The sequence below is a fragment of the Paracoccus sp. (in: a-proteobacteria) genome (assembly GCF_047605025.1).
GTDB lineage: Bacteria > Pseudomonadota > Alphaproteobacteria > Rhodobacterales > Rhodobacteraceae > Paracoccus.
Map to the genome: position 1 here is coordinate 1 of NZ_JASGGO010000032.1, position 19,911 is coordinate 19,911.

Here is a 19,911-nt window from a genome sequence, read left to right on the forward strand (position 1 = left end):
CCCCAGGATCAGGGCGATGATCCAGAAGCGGATGACGATCTGGGCCTCGCCCCAGCCCTTCTTCTCGAAATGGTGGTGGATCGGGGCCATCAGGAACACGCGTTTGCCGGTGCGCTTGAAGTAGAGGACCTGGATGATGACCGAAAGCGCCTCGACCACGAACAACCCGCCGACGATGGCCAGCACGATCTCGTGCTTGGTGGCCACCGCGATCGCGCCAAGGGCGCCGCCAAGGGCCAGACTGCCGGTATCGCCCATGAAGACCGCAGCCGGCGGGGCGTTATACCACAAAAAGCCCAGGCCCCCGCCGATCAGGGCGGCGACGAAGACGGCAAGCTCGCCCGTGCCGGGGACGAAATGCACGCCGAGGTAATTGGCGAAATTGGCGTTACCGACCATATAGGCGATCACCGCGAAAGTGGCCGCCGCGATCATCACCGGCATGATCGCCAGGCCATCCAGCCCGTCGGTCAGGTTCACCGCATTGGCCGCGCCCAGGATCACCAGCACCGTAAAGGGCACATAAAGGATCGAGAGGTTGAGCAGCGTGTTCTTGAGGAAAGGCAAGGCCAGCTCTCCGCTGAGCGCGGCCGGATGCAGCCAGGCGGCGGCGGCGCCCGCCATGGCCGCGATGCCCAGGCCGATCAGCAGCCGAACCCGCCCGGAAAGGCCCGCATGGTGCTGTTTCGTCACCTTTGCGTAATCGTCGGCAAAGCCGATGGCGGCGAAACCCAGCGTCACCAGCAGCACGATCCAGACATAGCCATTGTCCAGCCGCGCCCAAAGCAGCGTGCCGATGGTCAGCGCGGCCAGGATCAAGAGGCCGCCCATGGTCGGCGTGCCGGCCTTGGAGAGATGGCTTTGCGGCCCGTCGTCGCGGATCGGCTGGCCCTTCTTCTGCTTGCGGCGCAAGAGGTCGATGAGCGGCCTGCCGAAAAGAAAGCCAAAAAGCAGCGCGGTCAGGAAGGCCCCTCCGGCGCGGAATGTGATATATCTGAAAAGGTTAAAAAAATCCCCCCCGTCCGAGAGGGATGTGAGCCAGTAAAGCATTACTCGGTCCTTTCGCCAGGCGCTGTGCTTTGCCGTCTCTGCCGCAGGGCGTCAACCACCGTCGAGATTTTCGAGCCCTTGGAGCCCTTCACAAGCACAATATCGCCCATCGCGACCAGTTCGGGCAGGCGCGCGGCCAGGGCGGCGGCGGTCTCGGCATGGATGCCGCGCCGCGCCTCGGGCAGGGCCTGGTTCAGCGCGGCCATGCGCGGACCCGCCGTATGGACCAGATCGACCGAGGCCATCGCGGGGTCGTCCGCCATGGCGCGATGCATCGCCATCTCGTCCGGGCCAAGCTCCAGCATGTCGCCCAGGATCGCGACGCGCCGCCCGCCGGTCAGCCGCGCCAGCGTCGCCAGCCCCGCCGCCAGCGAGGTCGGGTTCGAGTTGAAGGCGTCGTCGATCAGGCGGATGCCGCCTGTCTCCTCGACCGCGCCGCGCCCGGCGGGCGGGGTCCAGCCGGCAATCTCCAGGCCCGCCCGAGCCAGATCGGCGCCCGCCGCGGAAAGCGCGGCCAGGACCCCCACCGCGTTCATCACGAAATGCGTGCCGGCGCTTTGCAGCGTGAAATCTACCGTTTCGCCCAGAATGCGCGCGCGCACGCGGGTCTGGCCTTCCTGGGTCTGAACGGTCACGGGCCGGGCCATTCCCTGGGCGCCGAAACCCGCGACGATGGCCCCGACCTCATCGGCGCAATCGCGCAGGATCTGGGTGGTCTCCAGATCCTCGGGAATGATCGCGGTTCCGGGCGAGGCCAGGCCCCTGAAGATCGCGCCCTTTTCGCGGGCGATGCCCTGGATCTGGCCGAAAGCCTCAAGATGGGCGGCGGCGATGGTGGTGATCATGGCGACATGGGGCCGGGCCAGGCGGGCCAGGGGCTCGATCTCGCCAGGGTGGTTCATGCCGATCTCGATGATGGCGAAAGCGGTTTCGGCGGGCATGCGCGCCAGGGTCAGCGGCACGCCCCAATGGTTGTTGTAGCTGGCCTCGGCGGCATGGATCAGCCCCTGGCCGGCCAGCGCGACGCGGGCCATTTCCTTGGTCGAGGTCTTGCCGACCGAGCCGGTGATGGCGATGACCTTGCCCGCCATCCGCGCGCGGCCCGCGCGGCCAAGCGCCTCAAGGGCCGACAGCACATCGGGGACGACCAGCAGCGGCGCATCCGGGGCCACCCCCACGGGGATGCGGCTGACCAGCGCGGCGCCCGCGCCCTTTTCCAGCGCCTGGGCCACGAAGTCATGACCGTCGCGGGCGGCTTGCAGGGCGACGAACAGGTCGCCCGGCCGGATCGTGCGGGTGTCGATGGAAACGCCGGTGACGGCGAAATCGCGGCTGACCCGCCCGCCAGTGGCGGCGGCGGCGTCCGCTCCGGTCCAAAGCGTCATATCTTGCCATCCAGCGCAGCGACGGCGACCGAGGCCTGCTCGCTGTCGTCAAAGGGGAAAATGTCCTGGCCGATGATCTGGCCGGTCTCGTGGCCCTTGCCCGCGATCAGCAGCGCATCGCCCGGTTGCAGCGCATCGACGCCGCGCAGGATCGCCTCGGCGCGGTCGCCCACCTCGATGGCATCGGGTCCGGCACCGGCCATGACCTCGGCGCGGATCGCGGCCGGGTCCTCGCTGCGAGGGTTGTCGTCGGTGACAAAGACCAGATCGGCGAATTGCCGCGCCGCCTCGCCCATCAGCGGGCGCTTCAGCCGGTCGCGGTCGCCGCCGGCCCCGAAGACGACCACGATCCGGCCCATCACATGCGGGCGAAGCGATTGCAGCGCCGAGGCCAGCGCGCCCGGCTTGTGGCTGTAATCGACAAAGACCGCCGCGCCGTTCTCGCGCAGCGCGGCCAGTTCCATGCGCCCGCGCACGGTGGAAAGGCCGGGCAGCGTCTCGAAGACCCGCGCCGCATCCTCGCCAGAGGCGATGACAAGGCCCGCCGCCGCCAGCACGTTCTCGGCCTGAAAGCCGCCGATCAGGGCCAGACGCACCAGATGCGCCTGGCCCTGCCAGGAAAAGCGCAGATCCTGCCCGGTGGCGTCGTAACGCTGCGCGAGAATGCGCAGATCGGCCTGCTCGGCCCGCCCGATGGTGGTCGGGACCAGCCCCCGCTCACGCGCGATCCCGGCCATCTGGCGGCCGCGCGGGTCGTCGATATTGATCACCGCTCCCGCGCCCTCGTCCAGCACATGGTCGAAAAGCAGCGCCTTGGCGGCGAAATAGTCGTCGAAATTCTTGTGGTAATCCAGGTGGTCCTGGCTGAAGTTAGTGAACGCCCCGGCCTTCAGCCGCACCCCGTCCAGGCGGCGCTGATCAAGGCCGTGGCTGGACGCCTCCATCGCGGCATGGGTGACGCCCGCGCCCGCCGCCTCGGCCAGGACGCGGTGCAGGGTGATCGGCTCGGGCGTGGTATGGGCAAGCTTGGCCTGATAGTCGCCCTGCACCCCCATCGTGCCCAGGCTGATCGCCTTGCGGCCCAGGGCCTGCCAGATCTGGCGGGTGAAGCTGGCCACCGAGGTCTTGCCCGAGGTGCCCGTCACCGCCACCACGGTCTGGGGCTGGACCGCGAACCACAGCGCCGCCGCCCCCGACAGCGCCGCGCGCGGATCTTCGGCCACGACCAGCGCCGCGTCCGAGCCGGCCAGCGCCTGGGCCGCGATCTCGGCCCCCTTGCGGTCGGTCAGCACCGCGACCGCGCCCTGGCGCAGCGCATATTGGATGAACTCGGCCCCATGCGCGGCCGAACCCGGCAGCGCCACGAACAGATGGCCCGCCCGCACATCGCGGCTGTCCACCGCCAGCCCCGTCACCTGCGGGTCGCGCCCCTTGTCGCCTCGAAGCCCCAGAAGGGACAGCCGCATCGCCCTGTCAGTCACGCCAAGCCTCGTTTTCTAGTTCGAGACCAGCTTTAGCCCATTCGTCAAAGGCCGTTCAACCATCGGCAGGGGCTTTTCCACCTGCGGGCGCAGGCCCAGAAGCGGCGCGACGCGACGGATCAGTTCCGAGGCGACCGGCGCCGCCGTGGCGCCCGCCGTGCGGCTTTCGCCCCCGCCCGCCAGACCGACCGAGGGTTCGTCCAGGGTCAGCACCAGCACATATTTCGGATCGCTGATCGGGAAGGCCGAGGCGAAGGTGGCGACCACCCTGTTCTTGTAATAGCCGCCGGTCGGGCGCGGCTTGTCGGCGGTGCCGGTCTTGCCGCCGACTTCATAACCCTCGACATTGGCCGAACGCGCGGTGCCGCGCGTCACCACCTGGCGCAACAGTTGCAGCGCGGTATGGGCGGCGGCGGGGGACAGGACCTGTTCGCCCTCGCGCCGGGCATCGCCATGGATCAGCGTCGGGCGCACGCGCTTGCCACCATTGGCGATCGTCGCATAAGCCGCCGCCAGATGCAGCGGACTGGCCGCCAGGCCATGGCCGAAGGCCACGGTGGCCGAGGTCACGGCGGGCCAGCGTTGCGGCACCAGGGGCTTGCCGGTCGGGCCTTCGCTGGTCTCGATCGTCGTCGGCTCGAAGAAGCCCAGCTTCTCCAGAAAATCCTTCTGCCGCTCGACGCCCAGCAACTGCGCCACCCGCACCGTGCCCACGTTCGAGGATTTCACGATGATCTCGGTCACGGAAAGCTGCGCGCCGTAATTGTGGAAATCGTTGATCAGGTATTTCCCGATCTTCATCGGCGTGCGGGAATTGATCATCGTGCCGGGGCTGATCAGCTTCAGGTCCAGCGCCTGCGCCACCGGGAAGATCTTGAAGGTCGATCCAAGCTCATACTGGCCCTGCACCGCGCGGTTGAAAAGCGGGCTGTCCGAGGGATCGCCCTTCAGAAGCGGACGCGGGCGGTCGTTCGGGTCGAAATCGGGCAGGCTCGCCATGGCCGCGATCTCGCCGGTCTGGACCTCCATCAGGATGGCGGTGGCGCCTTTGGCGCTCATCACCTTCATGCCGTTGGCCAGCACCTCCTCCATCGCGGTCTGCACCGTCATGTCCACCGACAGACGCAGCGGCGCGCCGTCGTTCGAGGGGTCGCGCAGCCAGCGGTCGAACGCCTTCTCGACGCCGGCGATACCGATCACCTCGGCGCTGGCCACATCCTCCTTGCCGAAGGTCGAGCCGCCCAGGATATGGCTCGCCAGCCGCCCGTTCGGGTAAAGCCGCATCTCGCGCGGGCCGAACAGCAGCCCCGGCTCGCCGATGTCATGGACGGCCTGCATCTGCTCGGGCGAGATCTTCTTCTTGATCCAGACAAAGCTGCGCTTGCCGGAAAAATCCTTTTCCAGCCGCTCGGTGCTCAGGTCGGGAAAGATCTTGACCAGCTTCCGCGCCGCGCCCTGGGGATCGACCATCTGGCGGGGATGGGCGTAAAGCGAGTGCGTCAGCAGGTTCGTCGCCAGCACCCGGCCGTATCGGTCGGTGATGTCGGCCCGCTGCGAGATGATCTGCGCGCCGCTGACCTGGGCGCGCGGCTCGCTGGGCTGGCTTGCCGCCATGGCGCCCATGCGCAGGCCCACCGTGCCAAAGGCCAGGGCGAAGGCGCAGGACATGATCAGCAACCGGCGCTGCGCCTGGCCGCGCGCCTTGTCCTGGATGGCGGCATGACGCTGGGCGCGGTTCTCGGCCTCGATGGCATCGGGATTCTCGCCCGTTTCACGCGCGCGCAGAATGCGGGCCAAAGGGCGCAGCGGGGTGCGGATCATGGCGTCCTCTCCTGTGGTCTGATGGGCGGGAAGCCCGCGGGGCGCGGGGTGACGGCCTGGGCCTCGGCACCGGCCTGGCCGGGACCGGGCTCGGGGGGCTTCGGCGTCGGAAAAGCCACCTGCCCCACATCGACGAACTGGCTGGAATCGAAGGGAACCAGCTTCAGCTTGGCGAAATTCATGTTGACCAGTTCACGCAGGCGCTCGGGCCGGTTCAGGAAGGCCCATTCCGCGCGCAAAGCGCCCAGATCCTCGCGCAGCGAAGCGATCTCGCGCTGAACCTTGCCCATGTCGTTCAGCGCGGCCTGGGTCGCATAATTCTCGCGATAGGCCCAGAAGGCCAGGACCATGACGACCAGCGTGGTGACAAGATAAAGGACCGAGCGCATCAGACCCGCCTTTCCGTCAGCCGGGGCAGACCCAGGGCGTCGGGATCGACGCGGCCCGCCGGGGTCGAGGTGCGGATGCCCACGCGCAAAAGCGCCGAGCGGGAACGGGGGTTCGCGGCCAGCTCCTGCTCATCCGGGCCGATGGCGCGGCGGAAGGGCAGCGTGAAGGCGGGTTCCTCGGCCGCCACGGCCGGGGCATGGCGGCTGCCGCCCCCGCCGCCGCTGGCGCGCGCCTGCATGAAACGCTTGACGATCCGGTCCTCAAGCGAATGGAAGCTGACGACGGCCAGCCTGCCGCCGGGGCGCAGCGCGCGCTCGGCCGCGGCAAGGCCCGCAACCAATTGGCCGAATTCGTCATTCACCCAGATGCGGATGGCCTGGAAGGTTCGGGTCGAGGGATGGCTTTGCCCCGGCTTGGGGCGCGGCAGGCAACCGGCAACGATATCCGAAAGCTCGCCCGTGCGGCTGATCGGGCGGGCGGCGACGATGGCCTTGGCGATGCGGCGCGAGGCGCGCTCCTCGCCGTAAAGGTAAAGCACATCGGCGATAACCGATTCGGGGGCCGAGTTCAGCAACTCGGCCGCGCTGGGACCCTCCGCGCCCATGCGCATGTCCAGTGGGCCGTCGCGCAGGAAGGAAAAGCCGCGCTCGGCCTGGTCAAGCTGCATCGAACTGACGCCCAGATCCAGCACCACGCCATCGACCAGCCCGCCCGCCAGCTCGTCCAGATCCGAGAAGGTGCCCTGCCGCAGCGCCAGCCGGTCGCCATATTCCCCCGCCCAGGAAGCGGCCATGGTGAAGACCGAAGGATCGCGGTCGATGCCGATCACCTGCCGCGCGCCCTGCGCCAAAAGGCCCCGCGCATAGCCGCCCGCACCAAAAGTGCCATCGACCCACACGCCCTCGACCGGCGCCACGGCGCGCAGAAGAGGGCCAAGCAGGACAGGGATATGCGGATCGCCCGCCATCGTCACACCACGGCCTTTTCGACCGGGACCAGCAGGGACAGAGGGTCGGCGCCCGGCTCAAGCTCGGGGACGCGCGCCTCGATCTGACGCTCTTCCTCGGCATAGGCGGCGGGGGTCCAGACCTTCAGGCTGTCGCCGGCCGAGATGAAGAAGGCGCTGTCCGTCAGCCCGATCTTCTCGCGCAGCTTCTGGGGCAGGACCAGCCGGCCGTCGCCGTCGATCTCGGCCTCGTCTGCATGGCCCTGGTAGATGGTTTCAAGCAGGTTGCGCGGAGCCGAGCCCCGAGGCATCCTGGCGATGCCCTCCTCGATCTCTTCCATGGCCTCGATGGTGAAAAGTTGCAGCCAGTTCCAATCACGGGTTCCGTAGACGATGACCAGTTGCGGGCGCTTGCCGGTGTCCCAACCGGGGTCGCTGGCCTCGAAGACGCGGCGGAACTTGGCCGGGACCGAAACGCGACCCTTCGCGTCGATCTTGACCTCTTCCGAGCCTCTGAACCTGCGTGCCAACGGCCCGTGCTCCTTCCACTGTCCCAGCCTTTTCGGCATCCCGAAAAGGAAAGGGCGGATCGGGCTGCTGCCACTGCCCGATCCGCCGCCCTCGTTCCCATCTCTGGGCCCCGTAGTTTCGGGGATCGCGCCCTGATTTCACGCCACCTGGGGGAGGTGCTGCTCGCGCGCCTCAGGGTCATGTTCCGGAAGCCGGGTGCCTGTATGAAGCCTGCTTGTCGCCTTGGGGTCTTATCGCCCCTGAGCCCGTTTCCGTGATGAAAGGGATGACATGGGAATTCACGGGACGCAATGGGTTTATTCGGTCGCCGCACTGCGGCAAGCGCCCCTCCATGCGAGAACATGACAGGAACCTGTCAGTAACAAAGATTTATACGCAGCAAGTATGGAAAATTTTAAGAACCGCGCCACTATATCTAGTAGACTAGAGCCAGTGGGACAAAAATCCCACATTTTCCCGGAAAGTCTGCCTGACACCCTGCCGTTCGGCGGAAATCTGGGGAAAACTCTCGGGCTGCCGCTTTTGATTCGGCTTGTGAGCCACGAGATCACGGGAATTCACACGCGCGCGATTCTTGCATAAGATGAATTCCTATGAATTCCCGGTCAGGATTCCGGCCTCACTCTCGTGGGGAATCGGGGCGTGTCAGGCCATGCCGCCACCGATCAGACGCTCTGCCAGCCGCGCGAAGGCCCGCGCGACCGGGCTGTCGGTCGCGGCGATCGGCGTGCCGCCATCGCCTGCCAGCCGGACCTCCAGGTCCAGGGGAATCTCGCCCAGAAAGGGCAGGCCCAGCGCCACGGCCTCGGCCGCGACACCGCCATGGCCGAAAAGATGCGCCTCATGGCCGCAATTGGGACATATATAGGTCGACATGTTCTCGACCAGGCCCAGCACCGGGGTTTTCAATTTGTCGAACATGTCTATGGCACGGCGGGCGTCGATCAGCGCCACGTCCTGCGGGGTCGAGACGATGATCGCGCCGCTGACCTGCGCCTTCTGGCACAGGGAAAGCTGCACGTCGCCCGTGCCGGGGGGCAGATCGACCAGCAGCACGTCCAATTCGCCCCAGCTCACCTGATTAAGCATCTGCTGCAACGCGCCCATCAGCATCGGGCCGCGCCAGACCAGCGCCTCGCCCTCCTTCATCATCAGGCCCAGCGACATGACGGTGACGCCATGCGCGCGCAAAGGTTGCAGCATCTGGCCCTCGCTGGTCGGACGCTGGCCGGTCAGGCCCAACATGCGCGGCTGCGAGGGACCATATATATCCGCGTCCAGCAACCCGACCCGCCGGCCCGCCCGCGCCAGTGCCACCGCAAGATTCGAGGTCAGCGTGGATTTCCCGACCCCACCCTTGCCCGAGCCGATGGCCAGGATCCGCGCCACCCCGCTGACCGGCAGCGGCCCGGCCTGGGGCGTCGGATGGCGTCCGATCTTAAGGCTGGGCGCCTGGCCCGGCGGACCCGAGCGCGCGGCCGGCTGGGGGGCGGCACCGCGCGGCACGGCGGGGGCGGTAACGACGATCTGCACCTTCTCGACACCGGGAATCGCCCGCAAGCGGCGCTCTGCCTCGGCCTGCGCATCCGAAAGAGCGCGCGCTATAACTGCGTCCGGGGCCTCGATAACGAATCGCACAAGGCCATTCTCGACCTGCAAGGCCCGCACCATATCCGCCGAAACCAGGCTTCCGCCGCCCGGAACGGCGACCTGCTGTAACTCGGAAAGCACAGATTCTCGTGACACGGACATGGCAACCCCCGTCTGATCGCAGCCGCGCGCAGCATGTCAACTTCGTCGGGCGGGGACAAGGCGCGCAATTGCTCTATCCATAAGCACTTGTAACATCGCGTCATCTTCCCAGATTATATAGCCATTCTATAAACTGATCTGCCAGACCCCCAGAAAGTTCATAATTATTAAGGAATTGCGACAGGGGATTTTTGAAAGCCATGTGGTTTCTGCATAGCAGCATCACGCGACGGGCTATTGTGCAGATGCGGCAAAGGGATCATGTTGGCCCTAACAAAAGCGATGGCCCGATCAAAAGGACCGACCGGACCACCGCAGATGACCACAACGATGATGGGTGATGAAATGGCTGTAATGAACCACACTGCCGCATATGGCTTTGGAACCGAAACGCGGACTGCAAACTTTTTCTTGGGGCTGCGTAACTACATGGCGCGCCGCGCCGTCTATCGCCAGACCGTTCGCGAGTTGAGCGATCTGAATGCCCGCGAACTGGCTGATCTGGGCATCAGCCGCTCGATGATCCGCTCGGTGGCGCACGAAGCCGCCTGGGGCAAGAAGTAAGAATTCGATACCCGACCCACTCCTCCTCCCTTGGGTCCGGGTTCAGGCGGCATCCTCCCTCCTCCTCCCTGAGGATGCCGCCGCTCCGATAAGGTAAGACCCCTCCTCCTCCCTGGGTCTTGCTTCTCAGGCGACCTCCCCTCCTCCTCCCTGGGAGGTCGCCGACAGAATACCGCGGACCCCTCCTCCTCCCTGGGTCCGTAGTTCAGGCGGCATCCCCCCTCCTCCTCCCTGGGGATGCCGCCGCTCAGACAAGGCAAGACCCCTCCTCCTCCCTGGGTCTTGCTTCTCAGGCGACCTCCCCTCCTCCTCCCTGGGAGGTCGCCGACAGAATACCGCGGACCCCTCCTCCTCCCTGGGTCCGTAGTTCAGGCGGCATCCCCCCTCCTCCTCCCTGGGGATGCCGCCGCTTCAACACGGCAGGCCCCCTCCTCCCTGGGCTTGCGGTTCAGGCGGTGCCCTCCCTCCTCCTCCCTGAGGGCGCCGCCGCTGAATTCCCGCCTCAGGCGGAACGGTATGTGACGGTCCCTCCTCCTCCCTGGACCGTGCATCGCGGTGATGGCTCCTCCTCCCTGCCACACCGCACATCTACGCGGCCCTTCCTCCTCCCTGGGCCGGCGTTGTGCGGCGGTGCCCCTCCTCCTCCCTGGGCATCGCCGCTTTTCTTTAAGCTCCAGTTCTGGCCTGGGCTGAAAAGCCGCAGTGCTTTCATGACCATTGACGGCGGCCTGTGACGGGCACGCGCAGGGTCGGGCCGGACCTGGGCAGTAGAGGGTTTGGCGAAACTGAAAGGCCGCGAAGCTTCGATGCCCGAGTTGTCGAAGCCCCTGCGGCAGAAGACCAGCACTCGATGTCGCGGACACGGCAAGGCAAATCGGGCTGCACATGATGGCAATGGCCCTTCCTTCGGTTCATCCTTTCCTGCGAAATCCGTAAAAATCGATGCACCAGGGCAGAGCGACTGCGACCAAGGGGACGCCCGCACCATCGCCTGCCACCCATGCACACGAACCACGCACAAACTGTTGCCGCATCGCGGCAATTCCTTGCCGGGCGGTCAGCGGGCAGCTTGGCCCGCCGGGGGATCGCGGGTAAAACGCGCGGGGCAGAATCTGGTGGAAGGTGCGCGCATGTCCTCGACCGAAAAGATCGCCTGCGGCAGCATCCTCGTCGGCCTGATCGTTCTGGGCCTGAAAACCCTGGCCTGGTGGCTGACCGGCTCGGTCGCGCTGCTTTCGGACGCGCTGGAAAGCACGGTGAACGTGGCCACCGCGCTGGCGGCCCTGGTCGCCATCCGCATCGCCGCCAAACCCGCCGACAAGGATCACCCCTACGGCCATCACAAGGCCGAATTCTTCAGCGCCGTGCTGGAGGGGGTGATGATCATCGTCGCGGCCCTCTTGATCCTGCGCGAGGCATGGCACGGCTTCCTGAGCCCACGGATGCTCGATGCCCCGGTCAGGGGGCTGCTGGTCAACGTGGGCGCCAGCGCGCTGAATGGGATCTGGTGCTGGGTGCTGCTTTCGCGTGGGCGGGTCTATCAATCCCCGGCGCTGGTCGCGGACGGGCACCATCTTCTGTCCGACGTGATCACATCGGCCGGGGTCGTGGTCGGCGTGGCGCTGGCCGTGATCACGGGCTGGCCGATGCTGGATCCGGCGCTGGCCGGGCTGGTCGCGCTGAACATCCTGTGGGCGGGCTGGCGGGTGATGGCAAGCTCGCTTTCGGGGTTGATGGATGAGGCCGTGGCACCGGAACAGCTAGACGAGATCCGCAACATCATCTCGGACCAAGCCACCGGCGCGATCGAGGCGCATGACCTGCGCACCCGCCATGCCGGTCCCCGCACCTTCATCGACTTCCACTTGGTCGTAGACGGCCAAACCACCGTCGAGCAGGCGCATGACATCTGCGACCGGGTCGAGCAGGCACTGAAAAAGACCCTGCCCGATGCCCAGATCACCATCCATGTCGAACCAGAGCACAAGGCAAAGCATTCCGGCGTGCCGGTGATATAACTATCTGATTATATTTGACTCATATCGCTTTCCTTTCCAGAAAGCGGACATGCCGCATGGGACGGGTTCTTCCGGCAAGCGCCTCGATCATGCAGGCCGCGCGAACGGAAATCCAACTATTGCCCTGCCCCAAGATGTGCCGCGAATCGGGGCCGCAAGCCCAGGCGGTGCTGAAGCAGGATCCGTTCGCCGGGCGTCCCTTCGTGCTCCGTATCCGCCGGGACGATCCGGGCCTGAACCCGACGCCCTAAAGCGCGATCACCGAGATCAGCCGGCCATAATCCGCCTGTCTCTGATGCGTGGCGCGGCGATATGAATAGAAGCGCTCGGGGTCGGCATAGGTGCAATGGCGGGTCCATTCGGCCTCGACACCGGCCTCGCGCAGGCGCATCAGGCCAAAGCCCGGCAGGTCGAACATCGGTCGTCCGTTCGGACCCGCGGCGAAAAAGCGGTGGTGGTCGGGATCCTCGGCCAGGATCTGGTCCATGAAGTCGTCGCCGACCTCATAGGCGGCCTGGCTGATGCAGGGGCCGATGACGGCGCGGATGCGCGTCGCGCCCAGATCGGCCATGGCACCGACGGTCGCCTCGATCACGCCCGCAAGCGCGCCCTTCCAGCCGGCATGGACCGCGCCGATCACCCCCGCATCGCGGTCGGCCAGAAGGATCGGCTGGCAATCGGCGGTCAGCACGGCCAGCGCCACGCCCGGCCGCGCCGTGACCAGGGCGTCGGCGGAAAAATTCCTGAAATCAGTCGGTTCATCGTCATCCCCCAGGATGGCGACGGCGGCCGAATGAACCTGGTTCACGGTGGCCAGGCGGTTGGGGGCCAGCCCCATCGCCTCGGCCACGCGGGCACGGTTGATGGTCACGATCTCGGCCAGGTCGCTAGAGCCGAAGCCGCAGTTCAGCCCCGCGAAAAGCCCCGAGGACGCCCCCCCGCGCCGGGTGAAAAACCCGTGCCGGACAGGTTGCAGCAGCGGGTGGGTCAGGATTTCCAGCGTCGTATGCATCATTCCCCAATGCCTTGCCGTGCAAGTGCGTCAAGCCCCGCCACGGGCGGAGCGCCGGGTGCCCAGAAGCCCAGCACCTTGAATAGCTCGCCCATTTCGGCGGGCGCGGTCAAGCGATGAAGCGCAGCCATCGCACCCCCGTCGCCCGCATCACGCAGCCGCATGGCGCGCGCCTCGGCACCCAGGCGCAGCAGCCATTCCCCTTGCGTCAGCATGGCCGAGACCTGCGCTCCCGCATCCCGCGCCGCGCCCGCCAGCGGGGCGAAATCGACATGCGCGGTCAGATCCGCCTCGCCGGGGTTCAGAAAGGGATCCTCGGGGCAATGGGCGCGCAGGGCCTGGAAGCTGTCGCCCCGGCCCAGCCAGTTGCCATAGTCGATCAGGATCGCGGCCCCCCCGCACGCGGCGATCCGCGCCGCGATCCGGCGGGCTATGGGGGCAGCCTCGGGGCAGGTCTCGCGGATCTCGCCCTCGGGCGCCTCGGGACCGGGCTGGGCTTGGGCCAGGACAAGGCCCAGCCCCCCCTGCGGATCAAGGCCCACCATCCGCTCGGCCCAGCCCTGGGCCACGCGCTGGACCTGCCGGATCGGCAGCGCGTCGAAGAATTCATTCGCGACCAGAAACAGCGGCAGATCAGGCAGTTCCTCGACCTCCCTGAACTGGTTTACGGATCCCAGCCTGTCGCGCTGAACCGCGCGCAGATGCGGAGATGCCTCGATCAGCGCGATCCGCGCGGCTTCGGCCATGCCGGGCACGACGCGGATGCTTCGCAGGATGTCGGCCATCAGCGTGCCGCGCCCCGGCCCGATCTCGGCCAGGCAGAAGGGCGCGGGACGGCCCTGGTCCAGCCAGGCTTGGGCCAATGCCAGCCCGACCATCTCGCCGAAGATCTGGCTGATTTCGGGCGCGGTGATGAAATCGCCCCTAGCCCCGAAAGGATCGCGGGTGGCGTAATAGCCATGCTGAGGGTGCAGCAGGCAAAGCCGCATGTATTCGTCCAGCGGCATCGGTCCCGAGAGCCGGATCCGCGCCGCGATCTGCCGCCCCAAAGGCGTCATGCGGCCCTCGCCCGGATCGCGAAGGCAAGGCCGACGGCCACCATGGGCAGCGAAAGCATCTGTCCCATGCTAAGGCCGACGACCGGCCCGCCCAGCACATGGCCCAGCGGGTTTTCGGGCGTGATGAACTGCGCATCCGCCTGGCGAAAGAACTCGACGACGAAGCGCGACAGGCCATAGCCGGCGACGAACACCCCCAGCGCCAGCCCCGGACGACGTAGGGCGCCGCATCGGACCAGCCAGATCAGGACCGCCATCAGCAGCACGCCCTCAAGCGCGGCCTCGTAAAGCTGGCTGGGGTGGCGGGCGCAAAGCCCGGTGACGCCGGGGCAGGACTGCGCCGCCTCGCCCGGAAAGATCACGCCCCAGGGCAGATCGGTCGGCCGGCCCCAAAGCTCGGCATTGATGAAATTCGCGATCCGGCCCAGGGCCAGCCCGATCGGGGCCGCGACGGCCAGCGCATCGGCCAGCCGCAGCGCAGGCACCCCGTGCCGCCCGCACCAGATCCACGAGGCGATCACCACGCCCAGGAAACCGCCGTGAAAGGACATGCCGCCATGCCAGAGTTGCAGGATCTGACCCGGATTGGCCAGGTAATAGGCCGGCTCATAGAACAGCACGAAGCCCAGCCGCCCGCCCAGCACGACCCCCAGTATCACCCAGGTCAGCAGTTCCTCGGGCTGATCGGGGCGCATCGGCGGGCGGGTGCCCCAAAGGCCGGGGCGCTTCATCAGCCCGACCAGGATGCGCCAGCCGACGATCAGCCCGACCAGATAGGCCATCGCATACCAGCGCAACGAAAAGGACGCGCCGAACAGATGCACGGTGAAGATGTCGGGCGAGATCTGCGGGAATGGGATCATGGGCTCCTCGGCTGTCGGGCGCAGGCTAGCGGCGCGGCAGGGGGTGTCAACATGCGCCCGATTGAACCGCAGCGCTCTCGGGGCCATATAAGGGGCAACCCGAAACCGAAAGGCCCGCCATGACCGCGAATACCCGTTTCTTCGACGATCTCTCGAAATTGATGACCAATGCGATGGGCGTGGCCCAGGGCGCCAAGGACGAGGCGCAGACCGCCTTCAACGGCTGGATCGACCGCTGGCTGGCCGAGCGCGATTTCGTCACCCGCGAGGAGTTCGAGGCGGTGCGCGAAATGGCGATCAAGGCCCGCGCCGAGAATGCCGAGCTGCGCGCCGAGATCGAGGCGCTGAAGACCAGGGCCTAGGGCTTCACCCGGTCCCGGAGCCGGCCCTGCGCGTCGTAAAGCAGCACCTCGCCCGTCTCGGTCACCACCACCAGCCAGTCGTGCGCGAAAGTGATCGCGGCGGGGCTTGCGCCCTGGGGCAGGTGGATCTGGGCCGGAAGCTCGGGCAGGGGCGCCTGCGACAGGCGCAGCCAGAGCAGCGCGACGATGGCCAGCACGCCCACCCCCATCACAACCGCCAGCGCAGTGACCAGAAGGCGCAGCCAGCGCAGCATCGGCAGCACTTCCTCTGGCCCCGGTTCGGCCCTATCATCCCGTGCCATGCCCGACATCCTCATCCACATCCCCAAGGGGTTTTCCGACCGGATTGATAAGGCCCTGGCGGCCTTGGCGCCAGAGGAAGCGGCGCTCTCGCGTTCGCGCCTGGCCAGGTTGCTGGCCGAGGGCGCGGTGACCGGCCCCGCCGGCGCGGTTCTTGACGCCAAGGCCAAGGCCCTGCCCGGCGACTACCTGATCCGCCTGGGCGCGCCCGAGCCTCTGGACGCCCGGCCCGAAGCCATCCCGCTTTCGATCACCTATGAGGATGACGATCTGATCGTCGTGGACAAGCCCGCCGGAATGGTGGTCCACCCCGCCCCCGGCGCCGCCTCGGGCACGCTGGTCAACGCGCTGCTGCATCATTGCGCCGACAGCCTTTCCGGCATTGGCGGCGCGGCCCGACCGGGGATCGTGCATCGCATCGACAAAGAGACCTCGGGCCTTCTGGTCGCAGCCAAGACCGACCGCGCGCATCAGGGGCTGGCGCGGCAATTCGCCGATCATTCCGCGCATCGCCGCTATCTGGCGCTGGCCCATGGCTGCATCGACGCGGCCGATCCCCGGCTGCGCGGCCTGAAAGGCATCGCGTTCGAACCGGGGGGCATCCTGCGCATCACCACCCTGCTGGGCCGTCATCCCAGCGACCGCCAGCGCCAGGCCGTCAGCTTCGACCGCGGCCGTCACGCGGTGACGCGGGCACGGCCTATCCAGACCTTCGGCACCCCCACCCAAGCCATGCTGGTCGAATGCCGCCTAGAAACCGGGCGCACGCATCAAATCCGCGTGCATATGGCCTATGCGGGACTGGGGCTGCTGGGCGATCCGGTCTATGGTGGCAACCGGCGCCCCTCGGCCAAGGCTTTGGGCGATGCGGCGACGGCGGCGATCGCGGCCTTTCCCCGCCAGGCGCTGCACGCGGCCGAGCTGGGCTTCCGGCACCCCGTCGGCGGCGACTGGCTGCAATTCGAAAGCCCGCTTCCCGCCGACATGGCCGGGCTTCTGGACAAATTGCGCGAGGGGCCGGGCCACGGCCCTTGCATCAGGGAACCGGGGGCGCATTGATCGCGTTCCAGATCGACCACCATCGGGTGGCATAAAGTTGGAAAGTCATGGCCAGTTACGAGAACCTTCCCGCACCCAGCCCCGAACAGGGGCTGAACCGCTATCTTCAGGAGATCCGCAAGTTTCCCCTGCTGGAGCCCGAGGAGGAATACATGCTGGCCAAACGCTGGACCGATCACGAGGATCCCGAAGCGGCGCAGCGTCTGGTCACCTCGCATCTGCGTCTGGCCGCCAAGATCGCCATGGGCTATCGCGGCTACGGCCTGCCCCAGGCCGAGGTGATCTCCGAGGCGAACGTGGGCCTGATGCAGGCGGTCAAGCGATTCGACCCGGAAAAGGGCTTCCGGCTGGCGACCTATGCGATGTGGTGGATCCGCGCCTCGATCCAGGAATATATCCTGCGCTCATGGTCCTTGGTGAAGATGGGCACGACAAGCGCGCAGAAGAAGCTGTTCTTCAACCTGCGCAAGGCGAAATCCAAGCTGGGCGCGCTTGAGGAAGGCGATCTGCGCCCCGAGAACGTCGCCCAGATCGCCAATGACCTGAACGTGTCCGAGCAGGAAGTCATCGACATGAACCGCCGCCTGTCGGGGGGCGATGCCTCGCTGAACGCGACGGTCGGCTCGGGCGATGGCGAATCCACGTCGCAATGGCAGGACTGGCTTGAGGATGACAACGCCAACCAGGCCGAAGCCTTTGCCGAGGCCGATGAACTGTCGGCCCGCCGCCAGATGCTGGTTGCCGCCATGGACGTGCTGAACGACCGCGAAAAGGACATCCTGATGGAGCGGCGCCTGCGCGATGACCCGATGACGCTTGAGGATCTGTCCTCGCGCTATGACGTATCGCGCGAGCGTATTCGCCAGATCGAGGTCCGCGCCTTCGAGAAGTTGCAGAACCGCATCCGCGAACTGGCCCGCGCGCGCGGGATCAGCGTGCCGGAAAGCGCCTGACTCCTGGGGTTTGGCACGGCCCGTCAGGCAGCCTCGAAGCCGTGAGAGGCGCTGCGCGGGCCGATCCTGGGAAGATGTGCATGCTATCCGATAGGGCCTAGGTCCGGCGGGCATGGTGGCGGATATACGCAATCTAAGCCGGCTGGTGACGCGGCGCCATGTGCCTCACGCCATCAATCCAGGTCGTCAGCCTTGCAGAATGTCGCATGGGTGGATGAAAAAGCCACGAAGCCGCCGTCTCGTCAGTCTGACGGAAAGGTCGCCCCATGGCACAAAAGCAAAAGCACCCTGACCCCGCACGGCCCGCATCACAGGTCAGGTGACCCTATCGCGCCCGGGCACTGGCACCTTGTCAGAAGATCCGCCTTGGTCCAGGCAAGAACTGTGGCTGAGCGGACCAAGGCAAGCGGCCACTCGCCGCTTCCTCGGGCGCCCGGCAAAATACTCGTTTCGATCATCAGGGAACGGCTTGTTTCAGCGATAGATCCAGGTCTGCGGCGCTTCGCTTTGCCGAACCGAGCCGCGATACATGCCCTCGCAATTGAACGGCATGGCGATATTGCCATGGCGGTCTATGGCGATCACACCGCCCGACCCGTCGTTCGGCATCAGATCCTCCATCACCACCGCCGTCGCCGCCTGTTCCAGGGTCCGCCCCGCATGGCGCATGCGTGCGGCGATCTCGGCGCAGGCGGTCCAGCGGATGAATATCTCGCCGTGGCCGGTGGCCGAGACCGCGCAAGTGGCATTGTCCGCGAATGTGCCCGCACCGATGACCGGCGTGTCGCCGATACGTCCCGGCGCCTTGCCCGTCATGCCCCCGGTCGAGGTCGCCGCCGCAAGGTTGCCCGACAGATCCAGCGCCACCGCGCCGACCGTTCCGTGACGGCGGGCAGGATCGGTTTCGACCGCGCCCGAAGCGCGAAGCGCCAGCGTTTCCTGAAGAGAGGTCCAGCGGGCCTCGGTAAAGAAATAGTCGCGATCGCCAAAGGGCAGCCCGGCCTTGCGCGCCAGTTCGACGGCAGGGGCGCCGGCCATCATGACCTGCGGGCTGTCCATGACCAGACGCGCCACGCGAACCGGATTGCGCGGTCCAAAGATGCCCGCCACGGCACCCGCCTGCCGGTCGCGGCCATCCATCACGGCGGCGTCCATCTCTTGCTCGCCGGCCGAGGTGTAGACCGAGCCGCGCCCGGCATTGAACAGCGGCTCATCCTCCAGGACCATGACAGACGCCGTTACCGCCTCGACGGCAGGACCGCCATCGCGCAGCACGGCCTGCCCCGCCTCCAGCACACGGTGCAAGGCGGCGTGATAGGCGGCCTCTTTCTCGGGGGTCATCTTGCTACGCAAGATGGTGCCCGCGCCGCCGTGAACGGCCAATGCCCAGATCGGTTTGCCCAAGGTCGTCATCCTCTCACCTCAATTCCAGCTTCGCGCGCACAGTAACGGGCGATATCGGCATGGGTCGCAACCCAGCAATCGCCCTTATCGGCGATCCGGCGCAGCAATTCCTCAAGAATGAAGATACGCGAGCGATAGCCCGTCACATGCGGATGCATCGTCAGCAGGAACAGCCCGCCTTCGGCATATGCTCCCTCGAATTCGCGCAGGAAGATGTCCAGCACGGCGGTTGGCGGCGTATAGGGCCTGGCCCCCCCGAAACGGTTCATGGACAGGTAAGGCGCGTCGTCGCGAATCCATTCCACCGGCAGTTCCACGATGCCGGTCGGGCGGCCATCGTTCAGGATCTCATAGGGATCATCGTCCGAGAACAGCGAGCTGTCATAGATCAGCCCCAATTCCTCGGCGACGGACAGCGTGGCCGGGCTGTAATCCCAGGAACAGGTGCGCATCCCAACCGGGCGGATGCCGGTGATGCGTTCCAGCGTGTCGGCGGCGCGCAGCATCAACTCGCGTTCCTGCGCGGCGGGAACCTGGGTGTTGACCTCGTGGATCCAGCCGTGCAGCGCCACCTCGTGGCCGTCATCGACAAGCGCCCTCTGCTCGTCCGGGTGCAGTTCGGCGCAGACGCCGGGCACGAAAAAGCTGGCCTTGACGCCGAAGCGGTCCAGCAGTGCGCGGATACGAGGAATGCCCCGCCGGCTGCCATATTCGCCCCAGGAAAGCCGGCCGATGGATTTTCCGCCGTCACGCAACTCGTTGGTCTCGTGATCGCTGTCGAAGCTGAGCGCGACGGCGCAACGCGCCCCGCCCGGCCAGCTTTTCGGCTTCAGCGACCGGCCGGCACGGATGAATTCCACCAGCCCGCGCCAGGTCGGCTCGTCCCAGGAATAGGGTGGGGTATCGGGGGCAAGGCTCATTCGGGGATCTCCTTCGGCGAAAGATGCCGGCCCGAGGCGTGC

General features: G+C 66.8%; 20 protein-coding genes. 6 read left to right on the forward strand and 14 right to left on the reverse strand.

What is annotated here, in order from left to right:
* From mraY to QM682_RS15815, 8 genes are all read right to left on the reverse strand, one after another.
* Positions 1-1,050 (reverse strand): phospho-N-acetylmuramoyl-pentapeptide-transferase (gene mraY / locus QM682_RS15780; RefSeq protein ID WP_415131417.1); only part of this gene is annotated, 1,050 nt, incomplete at its 3' end.
* The gene (locus QM682_RS15785; RefSeq protein WP_415131419.1) at positions 1,050-2,435 is read right to left on the reverse strand and encodes a UDP-N-acetylmuramoyl-tripeptide--D-alanyl-D-alanine ligase; all 1,386 of its coding nucleotides are present in this window, start codon (positions 2,433-2,435) and stop codon (positions 1,050-1,052) included. The genes QM682_RS15785 and mraY, both read right to left, overlap by 1 nt.
* Positions 2,432-3,901 (reverse strand): UDP-N-acetylmuramoyl-L-alanyl-D-glutamate--2,6-diaminopimelate ligase, encoded by a 1,470-nt coding sequence (locus tag QM682_RS15790; RefSeq protein WP_415131498.1) that lies wholly within the window; start codon positions 3,899-3,901, stop codon positions 2,432-2,434. The genes QM682_RS15785 and QM682_RS15790 overlap by 4 nt, the downstream gene beginning before the upstream one ends.
* Before the next feature lie 30 nt (positions 3,902-3,931).
* Positions 3,932-5,737, reverse strand: a complete 1,806-nt coding sequence (locus QM682_RS15795) for a peptidoglycan D,D-transpeptidase FtsI family protein (RefSeq protein WP_415131421.1) — start codon at positions 5,735-5,737, stop codon at positions 3,932-3,934.
* Complete coding sequence (locus tag QM682_RS15800) at positions 5,734-6,126, reverse strand: cell division protein FtsL (RefSeq protein ID WP_415131423.1); 393 nt, start codon at positions 6,124-6,126, stop codon at positions 5,734-5,736. Before QM682_RS15800 ends, QM682_RS15795 begins: the two co-directional genes overlap by 4 nt.
* A complete protein-coding gene (gene rsmH, locus QM682_RS15805) occupies positions 6,126-7,094 on the reverse strand; it encodes a 16S rRNA (cytosine(1402)-N(4))-methyltransferase RsmH (RefSeq protein ID WP_415131425.1) in 969 nt (322 codons plus the stop codon). Before rsmH ends, QM682_RS15800 begins: the two co-directional genes overlap by 1 nt.
* Positions 7,095-7,096: 2 nt before the next feature.
* Entirely contained in the window at positions 7,097-7,603 is a 507-nt protein-coding gene (gene mraZ, locus QM682_RS15810) for a division/cell wall cluster transcriptional repressor MraZ (protein ID WP_415131427.1), read from the reverse strand.
* A 646-nt stretch (positions 7,604-8,249) separates the two neighbouring features.
* Complete coding sequence (locus tag QM682_RS15815) at positions 8,250-9,356, reverse strand: P-loop NTPase (RefSeq protein ID WP_415131429.1); 1,107 nt, start codon at positions 9,354-9,356, stop codon at positions 8,250-8,252.
* Between the two features lie 318 nt (positions 9,357-9,674).
* On the opposite strand from QM682_RS15815, the gene QM682_RS15820 reads away from it, so the two are divergent.
* The 3 genes from QM682_RS15820 to QM682_RS15830 all read left to right on the forward strand — a co-directional run bounded on the left by QM682_RS15820 (position 9,675) and on the right by QM682_RS15830 (position 12,189).
* Positions 9,675-9,920: a DUF1127 domain-containing protein gene (locus QM682_RS15820; protein ID WP_415131431.1), complete on the forward strand. Its 246-nt coding sequence runs from the start codon at positions 9,675-9,677 to the stop codon at positions 9,918-9,920.
* Between the two features lie 1,130 nt (positions 9,921-11,050).
* The gene (locus tag QM682_RS15825; protein WP_415131433.1) at positions 11,051-11,938 is read left to right on the forward strand and encodes a cation diffusion facilitator family transporter; all 888 of its coding nucleotides are present in this window, start codon (positions 11,051-11,053) and stop codon (positions 11,936-11,938) included.
* A 56-nt stretch (positions 11,939-11,994) separates the two neighbouring features.
* Complete coding sequence (locus QM682_RS15830; RefSeq protein ID WP_415131435.1) at positions 11,995-12,189, forward strand: hypothetical protein; 195 nt, start codon at positions 11,995-11,997, stop codon at positions 12,187-12,189.
* On the opposite strand, the gene pgeF is transcribed toward QM682_RS15830, so the two are convergent.
* The 3 genes from pgeF to lgt are packed head-to-tail and all read right to left on the reverse strand — an operon-like array spanning position 12,186 to position 14,871.
* A complete protein-coding gene (gene pgeF, locus QM682_RS15835) occupies positions 12,186-12,950 on the reverse strand; it encodes a peptidoglycan editing factor PgeF (RefSeq protein WP_415131500.1) in 765 nt (254 codons plus the stop codon). The two genes, QM682_RS15830 and pgeF, sit on opposite strands and share 4 nt — an antisense overlap.
* The gene (locus tag QM682_RS15840; RefSeq protein ID WP_415131437.1) at positions 12,950-14,008 is read right to left on the reverse strand and encodes a class I SAM-dependent methyltransferase; all 1,059 of its coding nucleotides are present in this window, start codon (positions 14,006-14,008) and stop codon (positions 12,950-12,952) included. The genes pgeF and QM682_RS15840 overlap by 1 nt, the downstream gene beginning before the upstream one ends.
* On the reverse strand, positions 14,005-14,871 hold the full coding sequence (lgt, locus tag QM682_RS15845; protein ID WP_415131439.1) for a prolipoprotein diacylglyceryl transferase: 867 nt from the start codon (positions 14,869-14,871) through the stop codon (positions 14,005-14,007). Before lgt ends, QM682_RS15840 begins: the two co-directional genes overlap by 4 nt.
* Before the next feature lie 119 nt (positions 14,872-14,990).
* On the opposite strand from lgt, the gene QM682_RS15850 reads away from it, so the two are divergent.
* On the forward strand, positions 14,991-15,233 hold the full coding sequence (locus tag QM682_RS15850) for an accessory factor UbiK family protein (RefSeq protein ID WP_415131441.1): 243 nt from the start codon (positions 14,991-14,993) through the stop codon (positions 15,231-15,233).
* On the opposite strand, the gene QM682_RS15855 is transcribed toward QM682_RS15850, so the two are convergent.
* Complete coding sequence (locus QM682_RS15855) at positions 15,230-15,535, reverse strand: DUF6476 family protein (protein WP_415131443.1); 306 nt, start codon at positions 15,533-15,535, stop codon at positions 15,230-15,232. The genes QM682_RS15850 and QM682_RS15855 overlap by 4 nt on opposite strands.
* On the opposite strand from QM682_RS15855, the gene QM682_RS15860 reads away from it, so the two are divergent.
* Together QM682_RS15860 and rpoH are read left to right on the forward strand one after the other, a co-directional pair.
* Entirely contained in the window at positions 15,534-16,592 is a 1,059-nt protein-coding gene (locus tag QM682_RS15860) for an RluA family pseudouridine synthase (protein ID WP_415131445.1), read from the forward strand. The genes QM682_RS15855 and QM682_RS15860 overlap by 2 nt on opposite strands.
* Positions 16,593-16,639: 47 nt before the next feature.
* Complete coding sequence (rpoH, locus tag QM682_RS15865; protein ID WP_415131447.1) at positions 16,640-17,545, forward strand: RNA polymerase sigma factor RpoH; 906 nt, start codon at positions 16,640-16,642, stop codon at positions 17,543-17,545.
* A gap of 474 nt (positions 17,546-18,019) precedes the next feature.
* Here rpoH and QM682_RS15870 read toward each other — a convergent pair whose 3' ends face one another.
* Positions 18,020-18,958, reverse strand: coding sequence for an isoaspartyl peptidase/L-asparaginase family protein (locus tag QM682_RS15870; RefSeq protein WP_415131449.1), 939 nt, complete (start codon positions 18,956-18,958; stop codon positions 18,020-18,022).
* Positions 18,955-19,869, reverse strand: coding sequence for a polysaccharide deacetylase family protein (locus tag QM682_RS15875; protein ID WP_415131451.1), 915 nt, complete (start codon positions 19,867-19,869; stop codon positions 18,955-18,957). The genes QM682_RS15870 and QM682_RS15875 overlap by 4 nt, the downstream gene beginning before the upstream one ends.
* Positions 19,870-19,911: the final 42 nt, after the last annotated feature.